18 protein-coding genes and 2 CRISPR repeat arrays are annotated in these 21,644 nt (G+C 45.7%); all 18 genes read left to right on the forward strand.

Annotated features, from left to right (window positions below):
• Positions 1-231: 231 nt before the first annotated feature.
• Positions 232-1,195: a CRISPR direct-repeat array (repeat unit 36 nt; unit sequence GTCCGAAGGACTGGCAGGGTTTAGAACCATTGCGAC).
• A 451-nt stretch (positions 1,196-1,646) separates the two neighbouring features.
• The 18 genes from DTHIO_RS09510 (at position 1,647) to DTHIO_RS09595 (ending at position 21,639) form a co-directional block, all read left to right on the forward strand.
• Positions 1,647-3,284, forward strand: a complete 1,638-nt coding sequence (locus DTHIO_RS09510; RefSeq protein ID WP_008870087.1) for a CRISPR-associated primase-polymerase type A1 — start codon at positions 1,647-1,649, stop codon at positions 3,282-3,284.
• Positions 3,285-3,362: 78 nt separating this feature from the next.
• On the forward strand, positions 3,363-4,139 hold the full coding sequence (gene udp, locus DTHIO_RS09515) for a uridine phosphorylase (RefSeq protein ID WP_008870088.1): 777 nt from the start codon (positions 3,363-3,365) through the stop codon (positions 4,137-4,139).
• A gap of 167 nt (positions 4,140-4,306) precedes the next feature.
• Positions 4,307-4,585, forward strand: coding sequence for a CRISPR-associated endonuclease Cas2 (cas2, locus tag DTHIO_RS09520; RefSeq protein WP_008870089.1), 279 nt, complete (start codon positions 4,307-4,309; stop codon positions 4,583-4,585).
• 80 nt (positions 4,586-4,665) lie between these two features.
• Entirely contained in the window at positions 4,666-5,916 is a 1,251-nt protein-coding gene (locus DTHIO_RS19780) for a putative CRISPR-associated protein (RefSeq protein ID WP_008870090.1), read from the forward strand.
• A 437-nt stretch (positions 5,917-6,353) separates the two neighbouring features.
• On the forward strand, positions 6,354-6,551 hold the full coding sequence (locus DTHIO_RS09530; protein ID WP_008870092.1) for a hypothetical protein: 198 nt from the start codon (positions 6,354-6,356) through the stop codon (positions 6,549-6,551).
• 318 nt (positions 6,552-6,869) lie between these two features.
• A complete protein-coding gene (locus DTHIO_RS21670) occupies positions 6,870-7,070 on the forward strand; it encodes a hypothetical protein (protein ID WP_008870094.1) in 201 nt (66 codons plus the stop codon).
• A gap of 477 nt (positions 7,071-7,547) precedes the next feature.
• A CRISPR array of direct repeats spans positions 7,548-8,298; the repeat unit is 36 nt; unit sequence GTCCGAAGGACTGGCTGGGTTTAGAACCATTGCGGC.
• Between the two features lie 502 nt (positions 8,299-8,800).
• A complete protein-coding gene (locus DTHIO_RS09540; protein ID WP_008870096.1) occupies positions 8,801-9,430 on the forward strand; it encodes an EcsC family protein in 630 nt (209 codons plus the stop codon).
• A gap of 92 nt (positions 9,431-9,522) precedes the next feature.
• Positions 9,523-9,723 (forward strand): hypothetical protein, encoded by a 201-nt coding sequence (locus tag DTHIO_RS09545; RefSeq protein WP_008870097.1) that lies wholly within the window; start codon positions 9,523-9,525, stop codon positions 9,721-9,723.
• A gap of 399 nt (positions 9,724-10,122) precedes the next feature.
• Positions 10,123-10,743 carry a hypothetical protein gene (locus DTHIO_RS09550; RefSeq protein WP_008870098.1) on the forward strand — a complete coding sequence of 207 codons (621 nt, stop codon included), beginning with the start codon at positions 10,123-10,125 and terminating at the stop codon, positions 10,741-10,743.
• 96 nt (positions 10,744-10,839) lie between these two features.
• A complete protein-coding gene (locus DTHIO_RS09555; RefSeq protein WP_008870099.1) occupies positions 10,840-11,136 on the forward strand; it encodes a hypothetical protein in 297 nt (98 codons plus the stop codon).
• Between the two features lie 227 nt (positions 11,137-11,363).
• Positions 11,364-11,537, forward strand: coding sequence for a hypothetical protein (locus DTHIO_RS21420; RefSeq protein ID WP_161598659.1), 174 nt, complete (start codon positions 11,364-11,366; stop codon positions 11,535-11,537).
• 83 nt (positions 11,538-11,620) lie between these two features.
• Positions 11,621-12,205 (forward strand): hypothetical protein, encoded by a 585-nt coding sequence (locus DTHIO_RS09565; RefSeq protein ID WP_008870101.1) that lies wholly within the window; start codon positions 11,621-11,623, stop codon positions 12,203-12,205.
• A gap of 543 nt (positions 12,206-12,748) precedes the next feature.
• Entirely contained in the window at positions 12,749-12,886 is a 138-nt protein-coding gene (locus tag DTHIO_RS21425; RefSeq protein ID WP_153305069.1) for a hypothetical protein, read from the forward strand.
• A 229-nt stretch (positions 12,887-13,115) separates the two neighbouring features.
• Positions 13,116-13,406 carry a hypothetical protein gene (locus DTHIO_RS09570; RefSeq protein WP_008870102.1) on the forward strand — a complete coding sequence of 97 codons (291 nt, stop codon included), beginning with the start codon at positions 13,116-13,118 and terminating at the stop codon, positions 13,404-13,406.
• A gap of 166 nt (positions 13,407-13,572) precedes the next feature.
• On the forward strand, positions 13,573-15,222 hold the full coding sequence (locus tag DTHIO_RS09575) for a tetratricopeptide repeat protein (RefSeq protein WP_008870103.1): 1,650 nt from the start codon (positions 13,573-13,575) through the stop codon (positions 15,220-15,222).
• A 7-nt stretch (positions 15,223-15,229) separates the two neighbouring features.
• Complete coding sequence (locus DTHIO_RS09580) at positions 15,230-19,681, forward strand: DEAD/DEAH box helicase (protein WP_008870104.1); 4,452 nt, start codon at positions 15,230-15,232, stop codon at positions 19,679-19,681.
• A 31-nt stretch (positions 19,682-19,712) separates the two neighbouring features.
• Entirely contained in the window at positions 19,713-20,480 is a 768-nt protein-coding gene (locus DTHIO_RS09585) for a hypothetical protein (protein WP_008870105.1), read from the forward strand.
• An 802-nt stretch (positions 20,481-21,282) separates the two neighbouring features.
• A complete protein-coding gene (locus tag DTHIO_RS09595) occupies positions 21,283-21,639 on the forward strand; it encodes a helix-turn-helix domain-containing protein (RefSeq protein WP_008870106.1) in 357 nt (118 codons plus the stop codon).
• Positions 21,640-21,644 lie beyond the last annotated feature (5 nt).

Here is a 21,644-nt window from a genome sequence, read left to right on the forward strand (position 1 = left end):
CATTGTTAAGACACACCTTTTGGGATTTTTGTAGAAACTCTCCAACCATCTGTTTTTATTGAATCTGGGTTAAAAAGGGTGAACCGGAGTAAATATTCATTTATTTCGGTATGTTAATTGGTTTTTGTCCCTCCAGAAAGCACTTTCAAATTTACCGGCAGGCAAAATCGGGGTAGGGTGAACTTTTTGCCTCTCAAAACCATTGACAGGAGCGGGTTTATAAGTCTAAGTGTCCGAAGGACTGGCAGGGTTTAGAACCATTGCGACCGTCACTCAGCATAAGTATAAACCTCCTAATTTCCGTCCGAAGGACTGGCAGGGTTTAGAACCATTGCGACCACTTTATCGAACGACCCCAGCAGTTCGTCTACTATGTCCGAAGGACTGGCAGGGTTTAGAACCATTGCGACTCTCTCCTTTTTCTCCAGAAACTCTCCAGCTCATCAGGTCCGAAGGACTGGCAGGGTTTAGAACCATTGCGACTTGCCTCCTTCTTTTTAGCATCCGTTTCAGCATCGTCCGAAGGACTGGCAGGGTTTAGAACCATTGCGACTTCTCAAGCTCCTCAGCCGGGGGCATGAGGGGCTCAGGTCCGAAGGACTGGCAGGGTTTAGAACCATTGCGACTGATTTATTTTTGGATTTTAGGGTATATGCAAACGTCCGAAGGACTGGCAGGGTTTAGAACCATTGCGACTCATACTGGGCTTCCCTAGGGAACAGAAAAGATTGGGTCCGAAGGACTGGCAGGGTTTAGAACCATTGCGACGGGCGGAAGATCGAAGCTTTCAAACGTAAACGCTGTGTCCGAAGGACTGGCAGGGTTTAGAACCATTGCGACAGGAAATATACCTTATATAGATTAAGGATGTCAAAGTCCGAAGGACTGGCAGGGTTTAGAACCATTGCGACTTGAGTTGTCTGTTGTTGTTCTTGGTTCTGAATCAGTCCGAAGGACTGGCAGGGTTTAGAACCATTGCGACAGCCTCAACTGATGATTACACCTCACGCACTGCATACGTCCGAAGGACTGGCAGGGTTTAGAACCATTGCGACCCGGTGCATCCAGCGTTTATCAGCTTCTGCAGGGTCCGAAGGACTGGCAGGGTTTAGAACCATTGCGACCCAACCATACCCTCTTCCAGCTTTTTAGCTGCAAGGTCCGAAGGACTGGCAGGGTTTAGAATCATTGCGACTTGTTGGGAGGTTGAGCCTGCCCGACAAAATTGCTTGGCCCCACGTTTCACAGGGATCCTGGTCCTAAAGAAGGTCTTATGACTGATCACAATGTCCAGGAGTTCTGGCCCGGACATAGGCCAGACCAACCACAGTCTCCCTTCTCTGGCAAGAAGACTGGCAGCAATTAAAAGCATTCTGCCCAGTGCCAGGCTTTGGCCATATAAAATTGCTTGAATTTTCCACTTCAGACGACATCAGAAAATCCTCTACCCTTCTGCGCCAACAATAAGTCCCTCATTTTATTTTTCGTAAGCTTCCACCCCCACTTAAGTAATAGGCATGGGGTTGTGCGTATAGTGAGGGGTATCTGTTCTGTTGCCCCTAAAATAAGATTTTTTGCAGCTGTAGCTGCTTGATTTACTTCAAAAAATGTCTGTTACAACACAGGCAGCAGAAAGGAGGTGTTGTATGACGTCTTCCGAACTTCAAACCGTAAATGACAGGAAAGTAGATATATCGCTTTTGATGAAGCGCCTTCAGGAATTGATACTTTCGGGAAAAGATGAGGAAAGAGGCAGAAGCATTCTTCATAAAAAGTATATCTGGAGTAGCCTGTCTCTGGACAGGAGCTTGCAGTGGGCCAGACTGGCTCAGGCAGCCGGTGAGAATGAATTGAGCCTGGAAATTCTGGAGTGGCTGAACTCTAAGTATCCAGAAAACAGGGAGGCCTGGAGAGAACATTACCAGCTTCTACAGTTTCTTAGCAGAGATCAGCAGGCAGCCCGAGTCAGGGCCAGGGCGCTGTCAATGGTGCCTCAGATGGCCGGCGAAATGAATCAGGCTGCTGTTGTTGATGATCAAGGAAATGAGCCTGTCTCCGTGTCGGACGATCCATTCTGGGAGCACCACCGACAACAGAAACTGCTTGAGATTTACCTCAAACTTTTTCAGGGTAGAGAGGACTGCTTCGCCAGGCAGTGGTCGGACAAAAAGGCTGACAAACAGGGATATGTTCCAGTACGCCGCCCGCTGGAGATTGAAGACGTCAGGGAGCATATTGCAGGCAGAAAAACTTACGGCATTTATCTGCTGAATCAGTCCAGTCAGGTCAGTACTGCAGTGGTGGATATGGACCTGGATAAAAACCTCCTTGAGACCAAAGGACTGGCAGCATCTAAGAAAGATCTTTTGCGACGGGAAAGAGATTATCTTCTGGAGCGTATTCCAGAAGAGAGTCGCAGGCTTGGTCTGGAGTGCCTTACTGAGTTCAGCGGCAGAAAAGGGTATCATTTCTGGTACTTTTTCTCTCCTCCTGTAGACGCTGGTCTGGCCAGAGGGGCTCTGCAAAAGATCACCAAAAAGCTTGGCAGGGATATCTCCTGCTTCAAGCTGGAAGTTTTCCCGAAGCAGGACAGATTGTCAGGCAAGGGGTTTGGCAACCTGGTAAAGCTTCCACTTGGCATACACAGGCACAGCGGCAAAAAATCATACTTTCTGTCCAGTAAAGGCACAAACGTATGGGATAACATGGGGATTCTGGAAAAAGTAAAGACTAATTCTTTCGAGGAGACAGGTCAGTCCAGCGAGCAGCAGGAATCATCTTCCATATCTGTTCACCCGAGGTACGAGCAGTGGGCCAGTAAGTATCCTGAACTGGCCATGTTTATAGACAAGTGTCCCCCTCTGGGGCAGATTATTCTCAATTGCCGCAGACACAAGGAACTGGGCATGCGTGAAGAGAAGATCATTTTTGCTACCCTGGGGTTTTTGAAAAGGTCAAAGACCCTGGTCCATGCGTTGTTTCAGGAGTTGCCGGATTATAACCAGCACCTGGTGGATTACAGACTGTCCAGGGTCAGAGGGACTCCGCTGGGGTGTAAAAAGATCCATGCTCTTATGTCCATGAACATAGACTACTGTGCTTTTGAATATACTGATGGCTATCTTCACCCATTGCTTCATTGTCCGCAATGGACGGCCTCTGCTGTGCCGAAATCGGAAAAGGTGGAGAACCTGCAGCAGGCCCTGGAACAGTTGCAGAACAGCCTGGATACCGTAAAGCGCTTTCTCCCGGACTCATCCAGGGTTCCGGAAATCAGCAGCTGAAGTATATGCAGTATGATCCAGAAGTCTAATGCAGACAGGTTTTATTTTATAAATTTTAAACAGTAAAAAGGAGAAGCCATGCCCGACAAAGTTTATCACCTGGGAATGAACAGGGAAGATGTCCGTGCTGCACAGGCTGCCATACTCCCTGGTGATCCCGGCAGGGTTGAGGACATTGCAGGTACGCCTACCTTTGAATACTCTAAGGAGGTTGCCTGCAAGCGGGAGTACCGCAGCTGGCTGGGATACCTGGAAGGTAGACCGGTACTTGTTACATCCACAGGTATAGGCGGCCCGTCTACTTCCATTGCCATAGAAGAACTGGCCATGCTGGGAATAAGACACTTTATTCGTGTGGGCACTACCGGTGCCATAAGGGATCATATCAGTCCTGGAGACGTGATAATCACCACCGGGGCTGTCCGGCAGGACGGTGCCTCTACGCACTATGCCCCCCTGGAGTATCCGGCTGTTGCCCATCATGAAGCTGTGCAGTCACTGGTGCAGGCGGCTCAGGAACTTGAGATCAACTATCACGTGGGTATAACCTGCTCCAGCGATACTTTCTATCCAGGGCAGGAGAGGGTGGATTCATTTTCAGGTTATGTGCCCAGGCGATTTCAGGGGGCTACTCAAGAGTGGGAACGACTCAACGTGCTCAACTATGAAATGGAAGCCGCTACAGTTTTAACCATGTGCAGTGTTCTGGGACTGGTCGGCGGATGTGTTACGGGGGTAATAGTCAACAGGCATCAAAAAGAGCATATTAGCCAGGACGACCTTGTTCTGGGCGAAAATAATGCAGTACAGACAGCTGTCAGGGCCATGCAGATCCTGACCCGTGAAAAAAATTGATTTTTGATTTGGTGCAGCTGCAAAAAGTCGAGAAAATGAATAATTCAGAAATAAACAATCTACATAAGTCTTTATTTTTACTGACCTCTGATCTCTGACATCTGTGACTGCAAAAATGATTTTTCGCAGTCAGGTATGCATAATTTCCAGACAGCCGGAGGGAGAATATGTTTTGCCTTGTATGTTTTGATATAGTTGACGACAAGGTCCGTTATAAAGCGGCAAAGGTACTTAAAGGTTATGGATACAGGGTGCAGAAGTCGGTATTTGAATGCCCTGAGCTCACGGAAAAACAGTACCTCAAACTCAAGGACAGGCTTGAAAACCTCATCGATGCCACTGAAGACAGTGTCCGGTATTACCGACAGTGCAGGGCATGTCTGGGTGAATTTGAGTTTTCAGGTATCGGGGAAGCTCCTTCCGCTGACGAATACGGAATCTTGTAGGCTTGTGCCTTTTGATAGGGCGCATGTAATGACATTATACGTGAGTTTTACTTAAAGTTAAAAAGAACGGGGAGGTAATCATGTATGAGCAGTCAGGCGGTCCCAACTTAATCTGCACTGTGGGAACCAGCCTTTTATATTCCAGCCTCAAACCTTTAGACCCCGAGACAGCCTTTCAGTTATCCAGAGAACAGGTGCAGCCTCAGCATGCGGCTGATTATGATATTATGGATAAGGCAGGGTGGCTTCAAAAGCCGCAGGACCTTAAAGACAGGCTTTTTCAGATCAAAGAGGCCCTGGGCAGGCAGGAATTTACCCGTTTGGGCAAGCTACTGGCCTCTTTTCCGGCAGAGCTTCGGATGCTCGGGGCTGAAATCAATTCCATAGAGGCCATGGTCAGAAAGGGCTTTCTTGGGGACAACCGGGTCAGGCTTGTCCTTCTGGTCTCGGACACCCCGGATGGTGAGGCCATGGGAAGTGTGCTTCAGAGCTACTTTACGCACCCTGACTGCCATGTTGCTTTCGAGCAGTGCTATGTAGAAAAAGTGCAGGGGCTTCAGGATGAAAAGCCACTGGACTTTCAGACTGAAGGGCTGACCAACCTTGTACGTCTGCTGGGGGAGCATTTCCGCAAATGGGGAGGAGCAATTGCCATAAACGCCACTGGCGGTTACAAGGCGCAGATTGCCCTGGCTGTGGCATTTGGTCAGGCTGCTGGAGCTACTGTATATTATAAGCATGAAAGGTTTGACCAGGTCATAAAATTTCCCCGCATTCCACTGAGTCTGGATATGAGTCTGGTACAGAACAACCTCAAAGTATGGGCTGATCTGGCAGAACCAGGCTGTGTCCTTGATGAAAAAGATCTGAAGGATTTACTGGGAGATGATGCAAACCTGCTTCAGAGCATGGCCTCCCTGCTGGACAGGGTCCAGGATGACGGAGCCACTCTGTTCAGCCTGTCTGCTCTGGGCATGGTTTACTGGGAGGCTTTCAGATCAGCCCATCCTGAAGTCTGCCTGGAGCCGGCTAAAGTAGATAAACGCCGGGGATGCCGTTTTCGGGACGACCATTATCCCGTTGGATTTAAAGAATATGTCCATAAATTTTACGATTCTTTTCCAGAACATGTGAGTGAATGTCACTCAGTACCCTACGACCGCCAGTCAGCCATAAAAAACCGTTTTTATGATCTCAAAAGCGGTATTATCGGCGAGTACAGTGACCGAAATGGTTTTGGGGCACGATTTCAGGTTCTCACCCTGGCTGCAAACGAACTGGAGCGCAGCTGGCTGGTTAAACGTTTTCAAGAGTGGCTTGAAGAGCAGTAGCCTGAACTTTGTTCATTTTGACGTCTGCTCATTTTTAAATACACATCGGTATGTCAGCAGCATACTCTTTCCGTAAACATTCAGGGGGCAATCAGTTGTAGTTCCAGGCCTGGCCGGTACCCGCCCCCTGAATGGCTGCCTCCTGCAATTTACCTGCATTTTTCAAGGCACTTTCCAAATTAAAAAATAAGCCCCGGCGCTTTCATCAGGCTGCAGTCCAGCTCAGTGATTCCAGCATGCTGCTGTGACCCAGTTTTTGTAATTTGATGTTTAAAGTGTGAACAATTTCACTCTTTGGCAGGAAAGCATGTATGCAATGGGGCATGGCTGGATTTATGAATGCTCTATGCCCATGCATGTGCTATTGCTCCCATAATTTTTAAGGCTGCGTCTTTTTATAGGTAAACAATGGAGAAAAAATGAAAACAGGAGGATTTATGAGCAAGGAAAAGAACTATTGGAGGGATGAATTCCCAGGAGAGCTCGTGTTGCTTGGTATCATCGGCGGCATCTACTATCTGTCAAATCTATTTAAAAAGGAAGAACATCCCGAGTACAATCGAAGAATGGACGAATTCTGGAGGAGAAAAGATCTCAACATTCATCCCTTTTCCATAAATAAACGAAAAAAGTAGAGCACCTTCTCATAAAAAACTTAGTGTCATCCCTGGGGCTGCAGTCCATTAGAAAGTGAATGAAGCAGCCCCTCCGGAAAGCTCACGGTGCAATCGATTTTTTCTGTTCGAGCTCATGAGTGTCTTGGTTACAGGCAAGTCTGATCTTGAAGTGTCAAGCCAGGCTAAGGAAAAACTATAAAGAGAACAGGAGGTTATTATGAACGGTATTGTTATGGTACTTTCGAAAGTTGCCAGAGACCCCAGCGCACAAAAAATTGCTATCGAGATCATTCGAAGGATGCTTGTAAAAAGATAGTTTTGTTACTGTCCTGAAGGATGAATTGCCCTCTGAGTTGGCCGGTCCTGAGCCCCGATGCCGACGCCCTGTTCTGGCAGTCTGCCTGTCATCTGCACTTGAATGAAGTGGAGCAGGGCCGGCAAAAAGCCCAAGACCTGTCTGATTTTTCACCAGGCTATCCCTTTTTGAAGAAGCTTGTAAAGGCTATTGAGAAGGTAGAGCAAAAGCACAAAGTGTAAGCACGTCCTGCAAAAAAGGAGTGTCTGGTGTCATCCCGGGGGGCTGCAATCCATAAAAGGATATGCAGTCACCCGGGAAAAATCGACATTTGTCTGAGTGTTATTGAAAAGGTTCACTTGATTTTTTTGTGTTTTGAATTATTAAGCACAAAATATGCCAAAATAAAAGGTTTGTTTTCCAGTAAACGAATTTTTTGTTAAAAAGTATTTAAATTCAGATATTTACCTCTTAAAAAATTATAAAGCCATTGTTAAGACACACCTTTTGGGATTTTTGTAGAAACTCTCCAACCATCTGTTTTTATTGAATCTGGGTTAAAAAGGGTGAACCGGAGTAAATATTCAATTGTTTCGGCAAGTTAATTGATTTTTGTCCCTCCAGAAAGCACTTTCAAATTTACCGGCAGGCAAAATCGGGGTAGGGTGAACTTTTTGCCTCTCAAAACCATTGACAGGAGCGGGTTTATAAGTCTAAGTGTCCGAAGGACTGGCTGGGTTTAGAACCATTGCGGCAATTATCTATGATACTATCTCTCCATTCAGAGAGGTCCGAAGGACTGGCTGGGTTTAGAACCATTGCGGCTGATGTATACGAAAGCCGCCGGTATCGGCGGCCTTCGGTCCGAAGGACTGGCTGGGTTTAGAACCATTGCGGCTTTTAGCTTTTGTAGTACCTCGGGGTCGCTACTTGGGTCCGAAGGACTGGCTGGGTTTAGAACCATTGCGGCTGTGTTACTTACCCTGCAAAATCCTCTACCTTACCGTCCGAAGGACTGGCTGGGTTTAGAACCATTGCGGCCTTGCCCCATTTGATGAGCACACGACTGGTGAGCTGTCCGAAGGACTGGCTGGGTTTAGAACCATTGCGGCTTATTTCTGGGAGTGTAGACCCAGGCCCTCAATATCGTCCGAAGGACTGGCTGGGTTTAGAACCATTGCGGCTGTTAGGGTTTGAGTAAAATTTTCTTAATTCTGATGTCCGAAGGACTGGCTGGGTTTAGAACCATTGCGGCATGACTTCAAGACCCCTTAGTATCTTTAATTCTTTGTCCGAAGGACTGGCTGGGTTTAGAACCATTGCGGCAAGAGGTACCTCGTGGTCCTCCATGAAATTACCAGGGTCCGAAGGACTGGCTGGGTTTAGAACCATTGCGGCTTGAGCTACTGTAATGTATACGTCCTCCTTGAAATAGTCCGAAGGACTGGCTGGGTTTAGAACCATTGCGACAAGTGGATCTAATCCACTTACCCAGAATGGTCTGTCATTGACCGGCTTTCAATGGCCCACTTCATTGCCACCACAACAACTCCTCCTCATGATCCTCTGATTAGAACAATTGATAATCGCTTAAGTGGGTCCACTTAGTGACCGCCTTAATGCGGTCTGGCCTGGCGATATTTACAAATCCTTTGTCTCAAATTCCGTAACCAGCACTCATTCTTTAAACAACTTTCCTAATAAAAAAATAAGGCATCAGGATGCTTCGATAGCTTTCTTTCGAGTGTCTTGGTTGAAGGCAAGTCTGATCTTGAAGTGTCAAACCAGGTTAAGGAAAAAGTATAAAGAGAACAGGAGGACATTATGAACAATATCATTAAGGTACTGTCGATAGTTGCCAGGGACCCCAGCGCTCAAAAAATTGCTATCGAGATCATTCGAAGGGTGCTTGTAAAAAGATAATTTTGTCATTGTATGTATGATTTTTTATAAAATATAAGGAGCTTAGATTATGCAGAACAATACAGATCTAGACCAGGGAAAGATGCTGCAGGTGCTGAACTGGGGCTATGGTAAAGCTCTTAATGGCGTTGCTGGAATGAGCTCTGCAAGTGAAATTGCCGAAGGCTACATGAATGGCAATGGAACTACACTTGATAAGGCGAACTCCTTAGTCAGGTGGCAGTGTGCTAAAGCCGGCACCTCGGGTTTTGTATCCAACCTGGGCGGATTGATGACCATGCCTGTAGGTATTCCAGCCAACATCGCCAGTGTAATTTATGTCCAGATCCGCATGGTAGTAGCTATAGCACATATGGGCGGATACGACATTCAAGACGATCGGGTGAGAACTCTGGTGTATGTTTGTCTTGTAGGCAATAACGCTCAGCAAATACTGAAGCAGGCCGGAGTGACGCTTGGCAGAAAAGTCGCTCAGAGGGCCGTTAATAAGATATCCGGCAGGGCGCTCATCGAATTGAACAAAAAGGTGGGCTTTCGCCTGGCTACCAAGTTCGGCGAACGAGGAATTGTAAACTTTGGCAAGGCGGTTCCCCTGGCAGGTGGCCTGGTCGGCGGTAGTTTCGATTATGTAACAACAAAAGGGGTCGGCAAAGCAGCCACCATGATCTTTATTGAATAACCTGCAGGTACTGGATTGAAATGGTCGCCTTTTGAACCGTAAGTATAACCAGTAAGTATAACCAAGAGTAAAATTTTTTCAAGGAGGGTGTTATGAACAGGAGAAGTGTTTTGGATGCAAGCTTTGACCGCAGCAGGGGAGGAAACATTCATGCCGAGGGGGATGCGGCGGATATCATAGGTTATGCAGTAGCAGCTACAATTGTGTTTACAGGTACAGCCTGGGCCTATGTTCTTACCCGCAAGAAAAATGATAACCATGGAAAGCCGGCCAGGAAAAAGCGTTGGAGATAAGATTTAAGTTCATAATAGCTGGAAATTAAGGATGTCAATGGTGAGATGCATCTACAAAAGTCGAAAAATCAATAAGTTATAAATCAATGAGTTGTTTAGGTTGCAGATGTCTGAATTTTTCATTCTCCGACTTTTTGCAGGTGCACCTGGTAAAGCTGATTGCTCGGCTCTCTGCACGATTTGGTGTTGCAGTCTCGAATAAAGCAGCTGCGCAGGAAGTCACCGTTATTGGTGCAGTGGGTGGAGCAACAGTAAACTGGGTCTTTATGTCTCACTTTCAGAACATGGCACGAGGTCATTTCAGTGTTCGTAGACTGGAGCGTATGTATGGAATTGAAGATGTTTGCAGAGAGTACGAACAAGTGTAAGCAGTCGAATAAATCAGGATAAGGAGCAAATATGTTAGATGACAGCAGATATTTCAGAGTTAGGGTTTCTCCCTCTTTTTGTCCTGAAAACATTGAGCTTGAAAGTTTTATCTTTGAGAACAATGTTGAAAATTATGCCTACGAAAAAAATCTGGAAATGATATATGAAAATATAGATAATTTTTTTGATCAAAAACCAGATTCTTACTACTATCTAAATTATGATGAAGTAGTAGCACTCATTATATCCTGGTTTGGAATTAAAAGTTTTAACCCTATCCTATGCAACACGGTTCTGCAGTATTTGAATATTGATTCAAACGAGGCCTTCGGTGTGGATGATGATTTCAGGGAACGCTCAGCAGAGAGTGCATCAACTATTTTATTTCAAAAAAAGATGTCAGAATTAGGTAATGACAAGGGCAGCAATGTTTATACACAGGATGCTATTGATGAATTTAAAAAATACAGCCTATCATCCAGGCTGACACATGCCGCAGTCGTGGTGGCTTTTAAGATTATCCAAAGTCCAAATTTTAATGAACTATTACAGTATATTATCGTAGACGCTCGATTTGCACTTTTATACATCCAAAAGAAAAATGCTGTTTTTAACAAGAAAAAAGAAGATACGAGTGATTTGGTTCAATAATCATGTTTGAAAATTGTTACTGATGCTTTGCTACAATAAGGCCTGTGTTTATCGAATAGAATAGCCAGAACAAGATTTCTTTCAAGGAGGGCAGACATGACTGATGCTGAAAAAATCATAGATCAGATTGAGCAGAAAATCGGCCAGTCAGAAGGACATGGTGAGGAGCTGAAAAAAGAGATCCAAAGCGATGTCCGGGCTGTGGATGATTATATAGACCGGCGTATTGAGCAACTGGGAAATCAGATCCGGTCTGAGGTGGCTCAAAGTATGGAGGCATACCGTGAGGAGATGGTGGAGTTGAATGGTTGTCTGCGTATGTATATAATTTATACTTGGGCAGGCATTGCCTCAGTCGTAATTTTCTATCTGGTCAGAAGTGTCCTGATGTGAGCATCGCTTATCTTTAGCGTTTCAATATCCTTACCCTTGGGTGGAAAGAGCAACAGTTTATCAAATGGAGTTGAATTTATGGTAACAGTTCAGCCCATTTTAAGGAAAGCAGGGGACAGGCACCCCAGCCCTTGTATTCTATTGATGTAAGAAAACAGGCTTAGAAAAACAATGACTGGGAGAGCCAGTCCCCATGCCACATGCAAATGGCTAAACTGTTACTTTTTATGCAAAGCTTGGATTTGATTTATTTTGAAAACAAAGCCAGGAAAAAGGCCAGGCGGTGTTTTTTCCTGGAAGATCCTTCCAGGTTTAGAACCAGGGTGGTGCAGAATAAAAAGCGCAAAAAAGAGTTGCGTCCCAAAGTAAAGTGCTGGAAAAATGAGCTTTGCAGCTTGTAAAAATCTGCAGTCAACCAGGGAAAACCCAGCTGTTTAAAAAATCACACCGGTAAAACCTAAATTGAAAAAAAGCGAGGTGACTCATGAACAAAGGTTTTTCTTCTCTGCGGGATAAAGTGACCAGTGCCGTGGACAAAGCCGGTGAGTTCATCAGTAAGGAGAGAAGTATCCAGCTTTCGCAGAAAGTGATCAACCAAGCCTTGCAGGCCGAGGAGGAGACAGTCAAGGGACTCAGGCAAAAGGGCCTGAGCCGGGTTCAGGTTGATATAGAAAAGGACAGAATCGATGCCACCGGGCTTATTCAGGACAAAAATATGCAATTTGAGATTGGCCTTGTGCCCAAAGAGGTGTCCTGGAACCGGCAGGAGCAGTTGATGCATTTTCAGGTTGACGGCCTGAAGATCAAAAGTACCGTCCAGGGAGTATTTCCGGCAATAAAGACCGCCTTTATCCACATGGTCCTGACAGTTATTGGGGCGCACAGAGCCTTAAAACTAACCGGCCTGGATATCCAGGAAGGCTCTATCCGACTGGATGTGCGTGACCTTTTAAAGAGTGCTGCCGGCATTGCCGGTCTGGTGCAGATAAAATCCATTCATGCCGAACCAGCTACTTTAAGGATTGTATATAAGCCGGACATTGAAAACGTCTTCAATCCTCACCAATGATGTGACTGCAACAGGTTCTTTTTGTTGTTGATTGCTAAATTTTTCACTGCCCGACTCTTTGCAAGTACATCATGTAATCCAACATGATATCTTTTTGTAATGAATCTTGCTTTTCGCACTTGATCATTAAGGCGATTAGCACAAATTTCAAGTAAACATGTTGGTAACTTTATATAACACCATGCCCATCTGGATTACGTGCACAGCGTAAACTCATATCCTTAGCCAAGGAGGGGTTGGGGGTGGTTATATGAAATCCTTTCCTTTTTCGGATGTTGCCCTGAAAGGGCCTCTTTTTCCGCGCATGGTCGCGGAAAAAAACCTAAATACTTACCAAGCACCTGATGTTCTTTCTTGAATAAACTTTTCCCGCTGAGATATCATAATCCGCTTAGTTCCACCCCCGTATTTCGCTTATCTGCGTTAGATTAAAAAAAATATTGTGATGAAATTTTGAAAACAATGAACTAAGTTTAGCAAATACAATTGTCCGTGATAGGTAGTTACTTAATCTGTAAATTTTTAAACTTAGGGAGAAAAGTCATGGCATTTCCACTTTTTTTTCCAATAATTATTCCTGCAATAAAATTTATCACTCAACACATTATAAATAAAAGTTGTGAAGGTGATTGTTATGAAAGCAAACCAGAAGCAGAAGATGGAGATAAAGAATCAAATTAGTAAATTTCAAAATGAATATTGCGTGTTTTATGGTAACAGTTAATCCCTTTTTAAGGAAAACACGGGACAGGTACCCCCGCATTTATTTTATAAAGGAAGATTGACATGTTTTAAAATAAGTTCGGGAATAGCCAGTCCCCATGCCACATGCAAATGGCTAAACTGATAAAATAAACAAAACATTTTTACCGGTTAAAAAGAAACATCTTACTTGCCAAAGGGGGAAGACATGGAAGAAAAAATCTGTATGTGCTCGGTCTTAACCAACGGGGTAACCATTATATACATCATAAATGATGATGAGTCATGGATCGAACCGTGTATTATCAAGGCTCATGGTAAGCCTGACCCGACCAGGATTTCTTTTCAGCCTCTCCAGATTTTCAGCATTACCCCGGTCATGCCTGCCATCAACCAGATGCATATTCTGACCTCCTATTCTCCTGAGCCTGAGATAGAATCTTCGTATAGAAGTTTTCTGTGTATGTATCTGAAGGACGTTGCAATGCCGGTCAATTGATTATGTGCCCGGAATATGCACAGTTAAGCTCATCTTTTTTATATATGGTGTGCTGGCAGGCGAGTGGGAGATAGAGTTCTGCACATCAACGTATTTTATCTGCCTTCAACAAGAGATGAGCAGGAATTTCAGGAATATGGCGTTTAGTATTCAGCTGGAGGCGATTATGGCTTACAGTAGTGGTCAGGAAAATATCAATCAATTGCTTGAGAGGGCAAAGGCAGCTTCCGGTCAGGATGACAGGGAAAAAGCCCTGAGTCTATACCGGCAAGCAGTAAAGGCCGCCCCAAATCTCGTCATGGCCAGGACAGGACTTGCCTGGGAGATAGTAAAATCTCTTAAAGAGCAGAAAAACAATGACTTTCCGAATCCTCAACACTTTTTAGACCTGTTGAGAGAGTACGCCTGCATCCATGACATTAAAAAACCTGGCAGGCTTCATTCCCAGTTTCTCAGGTGGGCTGCAAATGCGGCTGCAAAAGAAAAAATATCAAACTTTATCAGTATACTGCGCTGGTGGGACCCGGCCAATTTCCGGCTGGAGGATTTTGAGCGGTTCAGGCCGGACGGTGGAGACAGGTCTTTTGACAGCCTTGTGGAGCTGGCCATAAGAGGGATTGCAAAAAATATTAAAAAAGAAAATGACCAGTACCATCTTGACTGGGCAACAGAGTTTGTTGGTCAACATTATGATAAATATCCCCACCAGGAATGGTTTCCCCATTATTATTCCAAGCTTTTAATCAAGACCGGCAGGATGGCTCAGGCCAGGGAGCTGCTATTGCCTTTAGTCCGCAAAAAACAAAATGAATTCTGGTCATGGACACATCTGGCCCAGACATATCCCGGTGATAACGATACCAGGCTGTCATGCCTGTGCAGGGCTTTACTGTGCCCGGCCAAAGAGGAGAAATACCGGGTCAAGGTTCATGAAGAGCTGGCAGAGATTCTTGTGGAAAAGGAAAAATTGCCTGAAGCCAGATATGAGATAGAACAGGCCATTAATATCCAGGAATCCAATGAATGGAAAGTTTCGGCAAAAATGCAGCTTTTCAGGTCCAGCCCCTGGTTTTCCCAAGTTCAGGTGTTGAACAGCAACCGGCAATTATACCAGGATCATTCATCCCTGGCTGAAGAAATTGTATTTCATGGGCTTCCTGTTCATCCTGCAATAGTAATCAAGCACCTGCCTGAAAAGGATAAAAGGCCAGGCCTGACCTTCATGGGGTTTACCCGCGAGGGCTCTTTGGAGCAGGTCCTGATCAAGACAAAAAAGTTTCCTGTGCTGAATAATATGCCCCCGGGCACTCCACTGAGTCTTAGCCTTGAGCTGTCCGGACAGGAGCCTGTGGTGATTAATCTGGAGCCAAGAGAAGGGGAGTCATGGGATATAATAGAACCAAGGCCCGGGGTCGTAAAAAATATCAACACCGGCAAAGGCATTACCTTTGTTGCCTTGAGCTCTGATGAATTCTGTCCAGTTTACCATGACAGTCTCCCTGAGATAAGGTCCTTTGAACCAGGAGACGGACTAAATATAAGGACTGTCTCAGAGAAAGACATGAAGCAAAGGGTGGTGTGGATCGGGAAAAAAGAAGAATTGCCTTCGTTTGCCAGACGTTTTTCCGGCAGCCTCAACTTGAAAGGCTGGGCTGATTTCGGATTTGTAGATGAAGTTTATATTCCCCGGGAATTAGTGGGGCGTTGGGAGTTGAAAAATAAAGATGAGCTCCAGGGGGTGGCGCTTATGGAATACAACCCCAAAAAAGAGCAGTACGGGTGGCGGGCTGTGAGCCTCTATAGAAAGCAGGAGTGAAAAAGACATGATCCAGGAAGATATTCTTAATAATTATTCTGAGACAGCCCTGGGCGTATTGCAGGATTACCGCCGCAAACTGGTGCAGGGCCTGGAATCGGAAGGTCTTGAGTCGGAGTATATATCCCATGTTGTGCAAAGATTTCGCATCAGCAGTGATCTGTATTTCTCCCTTCAGCCGGAATACCGGAAATGCCCTGAATCATTTTCCAGGTATTGCAGCGAAAAAGGTCTTTCACCGCATCTGGACAGGTCTTTGACCAGTCTGCACGGACATGGTTTTCGCCTTTTTGAGCATCAAAAAAAAGCTGTTGAGTCCATTCTGGACAATGTACCCACAGTAATTTCCGCTGGAACAGGCAGCGGCAAGACCGAGTGCTTCCTTATCCCGGTGCTGGAACACTGCCTGAAAAGTAAGGACCCAGGCGTCAAGGCCTTGCTGCTCTATCCTATGAATGCCCTGGCCAATGACCAGATGCAGAGAATAGCTCAATTATGCCGTGATACGGATGTCAGCTATGGCCTGCTGACCGGTGCTACTCCAGAAGAACCATTACCGGAAAAAAGCATTGAAGATGCCAATAGAAAGTATTCCCGCCGGGAAATAACAAAGAGCCCTCCAGATATTCTGCTGACCAACTATGTCATGCTGGAAAGGGTATTGACCACCGGGAAATGGCACAGCTTAGTTGAATCCTTTGCCCACAGCCTTAAGTATGTTGTCCTGGATGAGCTGCATACCTATCAGGGCAGCAAAGCCGCTCATATTATGCTGCTGCTCAGGCGGCTTCAAAGACGTCTGTCCGGAAAAGCTCTGCTCATCGGATCCAGCGCTACTTTATCAAGTCCTGGCAGAGACAGTGTCGACGGCCAGGAGAGGGAAAAAGAACTTCATAATTATGTCTGCACCATTTTCAGCGTGACCAGGTGCAATATCATAACCCCTGAGCCTGAGCCTCCTTCAAGTGAAATATCCATTGAATGGCCCAGGAAGCCGGGACCTGACCCTGAACTGTTTTCCAGACCTGTGAGCCGGAAGTCCCTGGCAACGATGCTCAAAGATCTCTGCGGTATCTCACTTGATGGACATGAAGACTTAGACAGCCAGGTTTCTGACAGCTCCCATCCGGTCGAACGTATTGCCAGACATCCATTTATGATGGCTCTTGCTCAAAACCTAAGAGATAATGGAGCCATGAACCTTGCAGAGATAATCCGGATATACAGGGACATCTGTCCATACAGGCTGACCAGTCATGAGGCGACAGAGCACGTAAGGGCCTGGCTTTCCCTGATAAACTGCATGAACTCTTTTCGGTTGAAAAAGCCGATTCTGGACTTGAGGCTGCATATGTTTATGCGCGCCCTTGCTGGACATCTTTTTTTCTGCCTTAGCTGCGAAACTTATCATCCAGAAGGTTCTGGGGTCTGCCCTGACTGCTCCCTGCCTCTTTTTCCTTCGGACAAAAGAAACATCCACTGCTGCCTGGCCATTGCTGAGTCAGGCAGACTACATCCACTCGAGTTCCAGGAGTTTTATGAAGATAGTGTTTGTGTGCAGATACGCAGGTATACACATGAGCTTGAACACGAAACAGGAATACTGCGATGCAGAATAGATTTTTCAGCGAAAAACAACGATTCCACGGAATCCCTTGTTTTTTATCAGGACGCTCATGGGGATTACTGTCTGGTGCTGCAGGAAGACAGGGATAAGACGTCCCTGAACAGATTGTTTGTAAATCTGACTGAAAGGCACAAGGCCAATGATTATCTCAGATCTTTGATTTACCATGTGCTTCAGTATTTACCCGAAAATAAGCGCAAGCTGCTGGCATTTATTGATGACCGGGAGGGTGTTTCACACAATTCTTCAGTACTGCGGGATGAGTTCGCAGCAGACTTCCTCGAACAACTTCTGGTCAATTTATACCCTGATGCCACCGCACAATGCTCTATCCTGCAAGCACTGAACACCTTGTGCCGCTATCCAGCAAGTCCCGGCAGCGAATCTATGTTTACCGTCCAGGAACTTGAGATCCTGGATGAAGCCGAACTCTGGTTTTTGAGATTTATCAAAAAACCTCCGGATACTTCTCAGGGAAAAAAAGATTTTTTGATGCTCCGGACAGTGTCATCTTTAAGCCCGGTAGAACAAAAAATCCTGAATGTCTTTCTAAAGGAAAGAGCTATAGAGCTTTTTGACATTAAAGCCTGGAAGGACAGCAGTTATATCAAGTACAACAGACACTTGGCTATAAGAAAGCGGCGGATTTATCTGGATGCGGAGCAGGCACCGGTGTCAGAAAGGATAACAGGAATCTCTCTTTCGCATTATTCCAGAAACCATCACGCTTTCCTGGCAGACCTCGGCAGGTCAGTCCCGGCAGATGCTGACAGCCACCTGAGCGTCTCAGAGGCAGCCAGGGCCGGAGCAAATATTGTCAGGAAAATCATATCGTCCCTGGTTGAAAAGGGCATTGTCCGGGAATTTTCTGATGACGGGAGAAACAGTTATGCTCTTAACCCGGAATACGTTGTGTTTTCACCGGAGTGGATCAATTCCAGAAGAACACGGGCAGGTTCTGATCCAAGAGCAATCATTGTCAGGTATCACAGTTCAGAGCTGGAAACCCAGAAACGTGCCGATGTTGAAAATCAATTCAGAAAGGGGGATGTAGATTTTCTTTTGGCCACTCCTACCCTTGAGATGGGAATCGATATCGGCTCACTTCAGTCTATCCTCCTGGTGGGAGTACCTCCCTGCGCAGCCAACTATGCTCAAAGAGCCGGGAGGGCCGGACGCCGTGGCCAGTTGTCTTTGACCATCTGTTACTGCCGGGATCATCTGCCCCATGATGTTTTTTATTTCCATCGGCCCGCTGAAATGATCAATGGTCTCATTAACCCTCCAACCATTCACAGGCCCTCCAGCCGACTTTTGCTCAAACATGTCCGTGCGGAGCTGCTCAGTGGATATGCAGACGGAACAGGTTCAATGCAGGAATTCGCAGCCATGGATCAGGACCTGATCCTGCAGAGGCTGGATGGGTTGAGCTCAGTGGTCGACAAAAACAAAATGAGTTTTGTTGAAGATTATGCAAGAAACCATTTTACAGATGAATGCCGGGAAATTTTTGAAAAATCCAGGTCCTTCAACCTTAATCCACTGAACCTCATGTATCAGACTGGTTTTTTACCTGACTACGGGTTTCACCGTGATAATGTACGGGTCTATGAATATGACCATTACCAGAAACTTGCAGGGTCAGGCCGACTTTCCCCAATGAACCGGGATCATATTTCCGAAAGAGAACCGGAACAGGCTGTATCCAAATTTGCTCCTGGTCGTACAGGCTATCTGGCCGGAGATGTATACAGGTTTGAAACCACCGGCAGGTACCAGGAGTGGAGTATTGAGGCACAAACCGGCAGGATCGAGCCTCCGGTGCGAAGCTACAGCATAGTCACAGCATCAAAACCCGAACAGGTGCAGAAAGACAATGATCCGCCCATATATTTGCTGAATACCATGTATAATGTTTCAACCAGTTGGAAAGAATTTGGAAATATTCTGCAGGTAACCAGGGATCCTCAGGCAAAAATCGCTTTTATGAATTTTGGCTGCTTAAATTCTCAGGAAACTGTTTTCAAAGATAAAAATGGAGAATTCTATCTGGGATATCACCTTGTACGTGATGCGCTGGTTATGAAAATTCCCCGGGAAATATTTTATTCTTTTGAGCTACCCATAAGCTTATTGTCAGCACTGGACCGTACAATAAAAAACCGCTACAGGCTGAACGATTCAGAAATAACGTCTGTTACGGGATTGTTGCCCTGGCAGGACCTGTACACACCGTTTAAAAAGATTTCTCATCATCACCTGGCAATTTACGATTCCACCGGCAACAGCGACTTGCCTCTGGATAAAGTTGCAGCGGAAATAGAAAAGGTTTTTATTGAGGCCTATGCCAGGCTCAGGGACTGTAATTATTGTATTAAAAACCTGACTGACGGCTGTTATGATTGTCTCAAGAGCTTTTATACAAGACATCTTGCCCGTTTCGCATCCAGGGGGACAGCAATGAATGTTCTCGGATACCTGGCGGGAAAAGACAGGCTTACCCCTGATATCCAGCCGTATAAAAAAAGTGGAGGCGCTAATGGAGCTGACATTGATGTAAGGTGGAAAAACCGTCTCCTGACAATCAGTTCGGCAGGCAAAGAACCGTTGACATGCGGTAGTTGCGATGCCGTCACCGTCTACCAGTCCCTGGCCGGAGCTATCCAGTCCTGGTTTCCTTCAGGAGGGCAAAACCTGGTCATAACAACAAACCTGGATTTTCTTGTGAAGAACATCAATAGACAAACCCAGGCCAGAACCGCAGGCTGGGAGCTTGGACGCCTCAGGTTTGAACTGCTCAGGTGCGATGCGGTGAACATAAAGCAAGGTTGAAAAAAGATTTTTAGATGCTATAGAGGTTTTTATGGACAAGACTGAAGGTGAAAATGCCGGACATCTGGCAGCAAGAGCTGCGGAACTGGTGGAAAAGCTCCGCTTCCATGAGATCAGGGCTGCTGTCCTCAAGGGCAGTATCAGGCAGTACAGTATCAAGGTTGTATTGCCCCAGGGTCAGCTTGTAATTCACTACAGTTCCAAAAAGAATGCATTCAAATATCAGTTGGAGAACGTAAGTGACATTGAACTTCAGCAGAAAATAAAGGAATGTCTCGATGATAGCGCTAAAACAGTAGAGGCAGGCAAGGCCAACGGTCATTTTTCTGCACAAGAGCATCAAAAAGATTTTACAGATATGGTAAGCGCTTTTCAAGAATATTTGAAAAGCCATGAGGTGGATTCTTTCATAAAGCAAGCCTTTTATTTACCTGTTCCCAGGGTTCAGATGGCTGTAGGATCAAAAGATGCAGGCTGGGGATATCTGAATATCTACCAAACAAAAAAGGGTACCTGCCCGAAGTTTCATGAAATAAGAGAAGCAGGCAAGAGAGAACTGCTTAAGACTCTTTGGGACAGCTTCAGTCAGCCTGCAGATGACGATCTGTTAGAGGTAGAATACTACCTGTCGGTGCTCAAGCCTTACAAACATCTGGACTTTGATTTTCTGGTTTTAGCACAATCCCTGGCAAAAGCCTGGAACAGAAGGATGGCTGATCCCCTGGATGCTGATGATCTGCGATATGATTTTTTCAGGATGGAAAAGTGTATTGATAAGCTGTTTTCAAAAATTGGTTGAGAAGATAGAGCCAATCAGCAAAGAAGATGTTTTGTTTTTAGCTTTGATAAACTTCAGGGAAGTTCAATTCTTTAAGGAAAAAATCTTTGAACTTTCAAACAGGCTTTATCCAAAAAAGAGTTCTCAAGGCTGCTTATTGGTGGTTACCGCCTTACAGCCGATGTACATCCTGGGCAACAATGATTCAGACTATACTCATAAACTTGATTGCCTCCGGTTTTTGCTCACCCATTTCGGTTTTGGCCTACCTTTTTTATTTGTGGTCCCAGAATCTTGTGTTGCCGGCCCAAAAAAGTATTGTTGCTCCATAGCGTGCAGCTGCGCTGCACGCTATAAACTCTCGGTAAAAAGTGCATATCATATAATATGTCCCAGGTAACAAGCAAGTGCCTGTTACCTGGGACATGGCCCGAGAGTTTATCTGGGGCTTGAGCAACCAGCTAAGACTTGGGCTGGCCAGACAAGAGTTGTACAGGCAGTACAGAATGGATTTTCAATGTCCGAGCATAGCCGTATTTTTGTTGGTCAAACAGGGCAGGGGGGCAATATGAAAAAGATGTTCAAAGATCTGGCAATCTGTTTTGAGGATACTTATCAAGTGCTAAGCAAATGATAAGTAAATACTTAACAAATGCTAAGCTAATATACATCAAATATTTATCTTTCGCAGAACGTAATAAACCTGGCTTTGCAGGCTGGGAAGGAGACAATAAAGGGACTCAGGCAAAAGGGTCTGAGTCCGGTTCAGGTTGATATAAAATAAAACCTTGACTTCGTGTATTATGGAGTCCACAATAGATTTATGGAAACACCTTTTGGATTATACGTCCGTGAAAAGCGCCTTGAATTGAGAAAAATCGACAAGAAGTACTCCCTGCGTCAGGTGGCGGGGAGAATCAGCGTTGAGCCGTCCTATTTGAGCAGGATTGAGCGGGGCTGGCCTGTGCCTCTGTCCGAGGCGAAGATAATCTCTCTGGCGGGGGACCTGGGGGAAAACCCGGACCTGCTTCTGGCCCTGGCCGGCAAGGTGTCCTCAGAAGTCCAGGAAGTCATCCGCAGCCGCCCCGAGTTCTTTGCCGAACTTATAAAAAACCTGAAAAACATGCCCGACCACGCAGTCCTGCGCCTGGTGCGTGAAGTGCGTGACGGGGAGTGGTGAAAGGC

Source organism: Desulfonatronospira thiodismutans ASO3-1, assembly GCF_000174435.1.
GTDB lineage: Bacteria > Desulfobacterota > Desulfovibrionia > Desulfovibrionales > Desulfonatronovibrionaceae > Desulfonatronospira > Desulfonatronospira thiodismutans.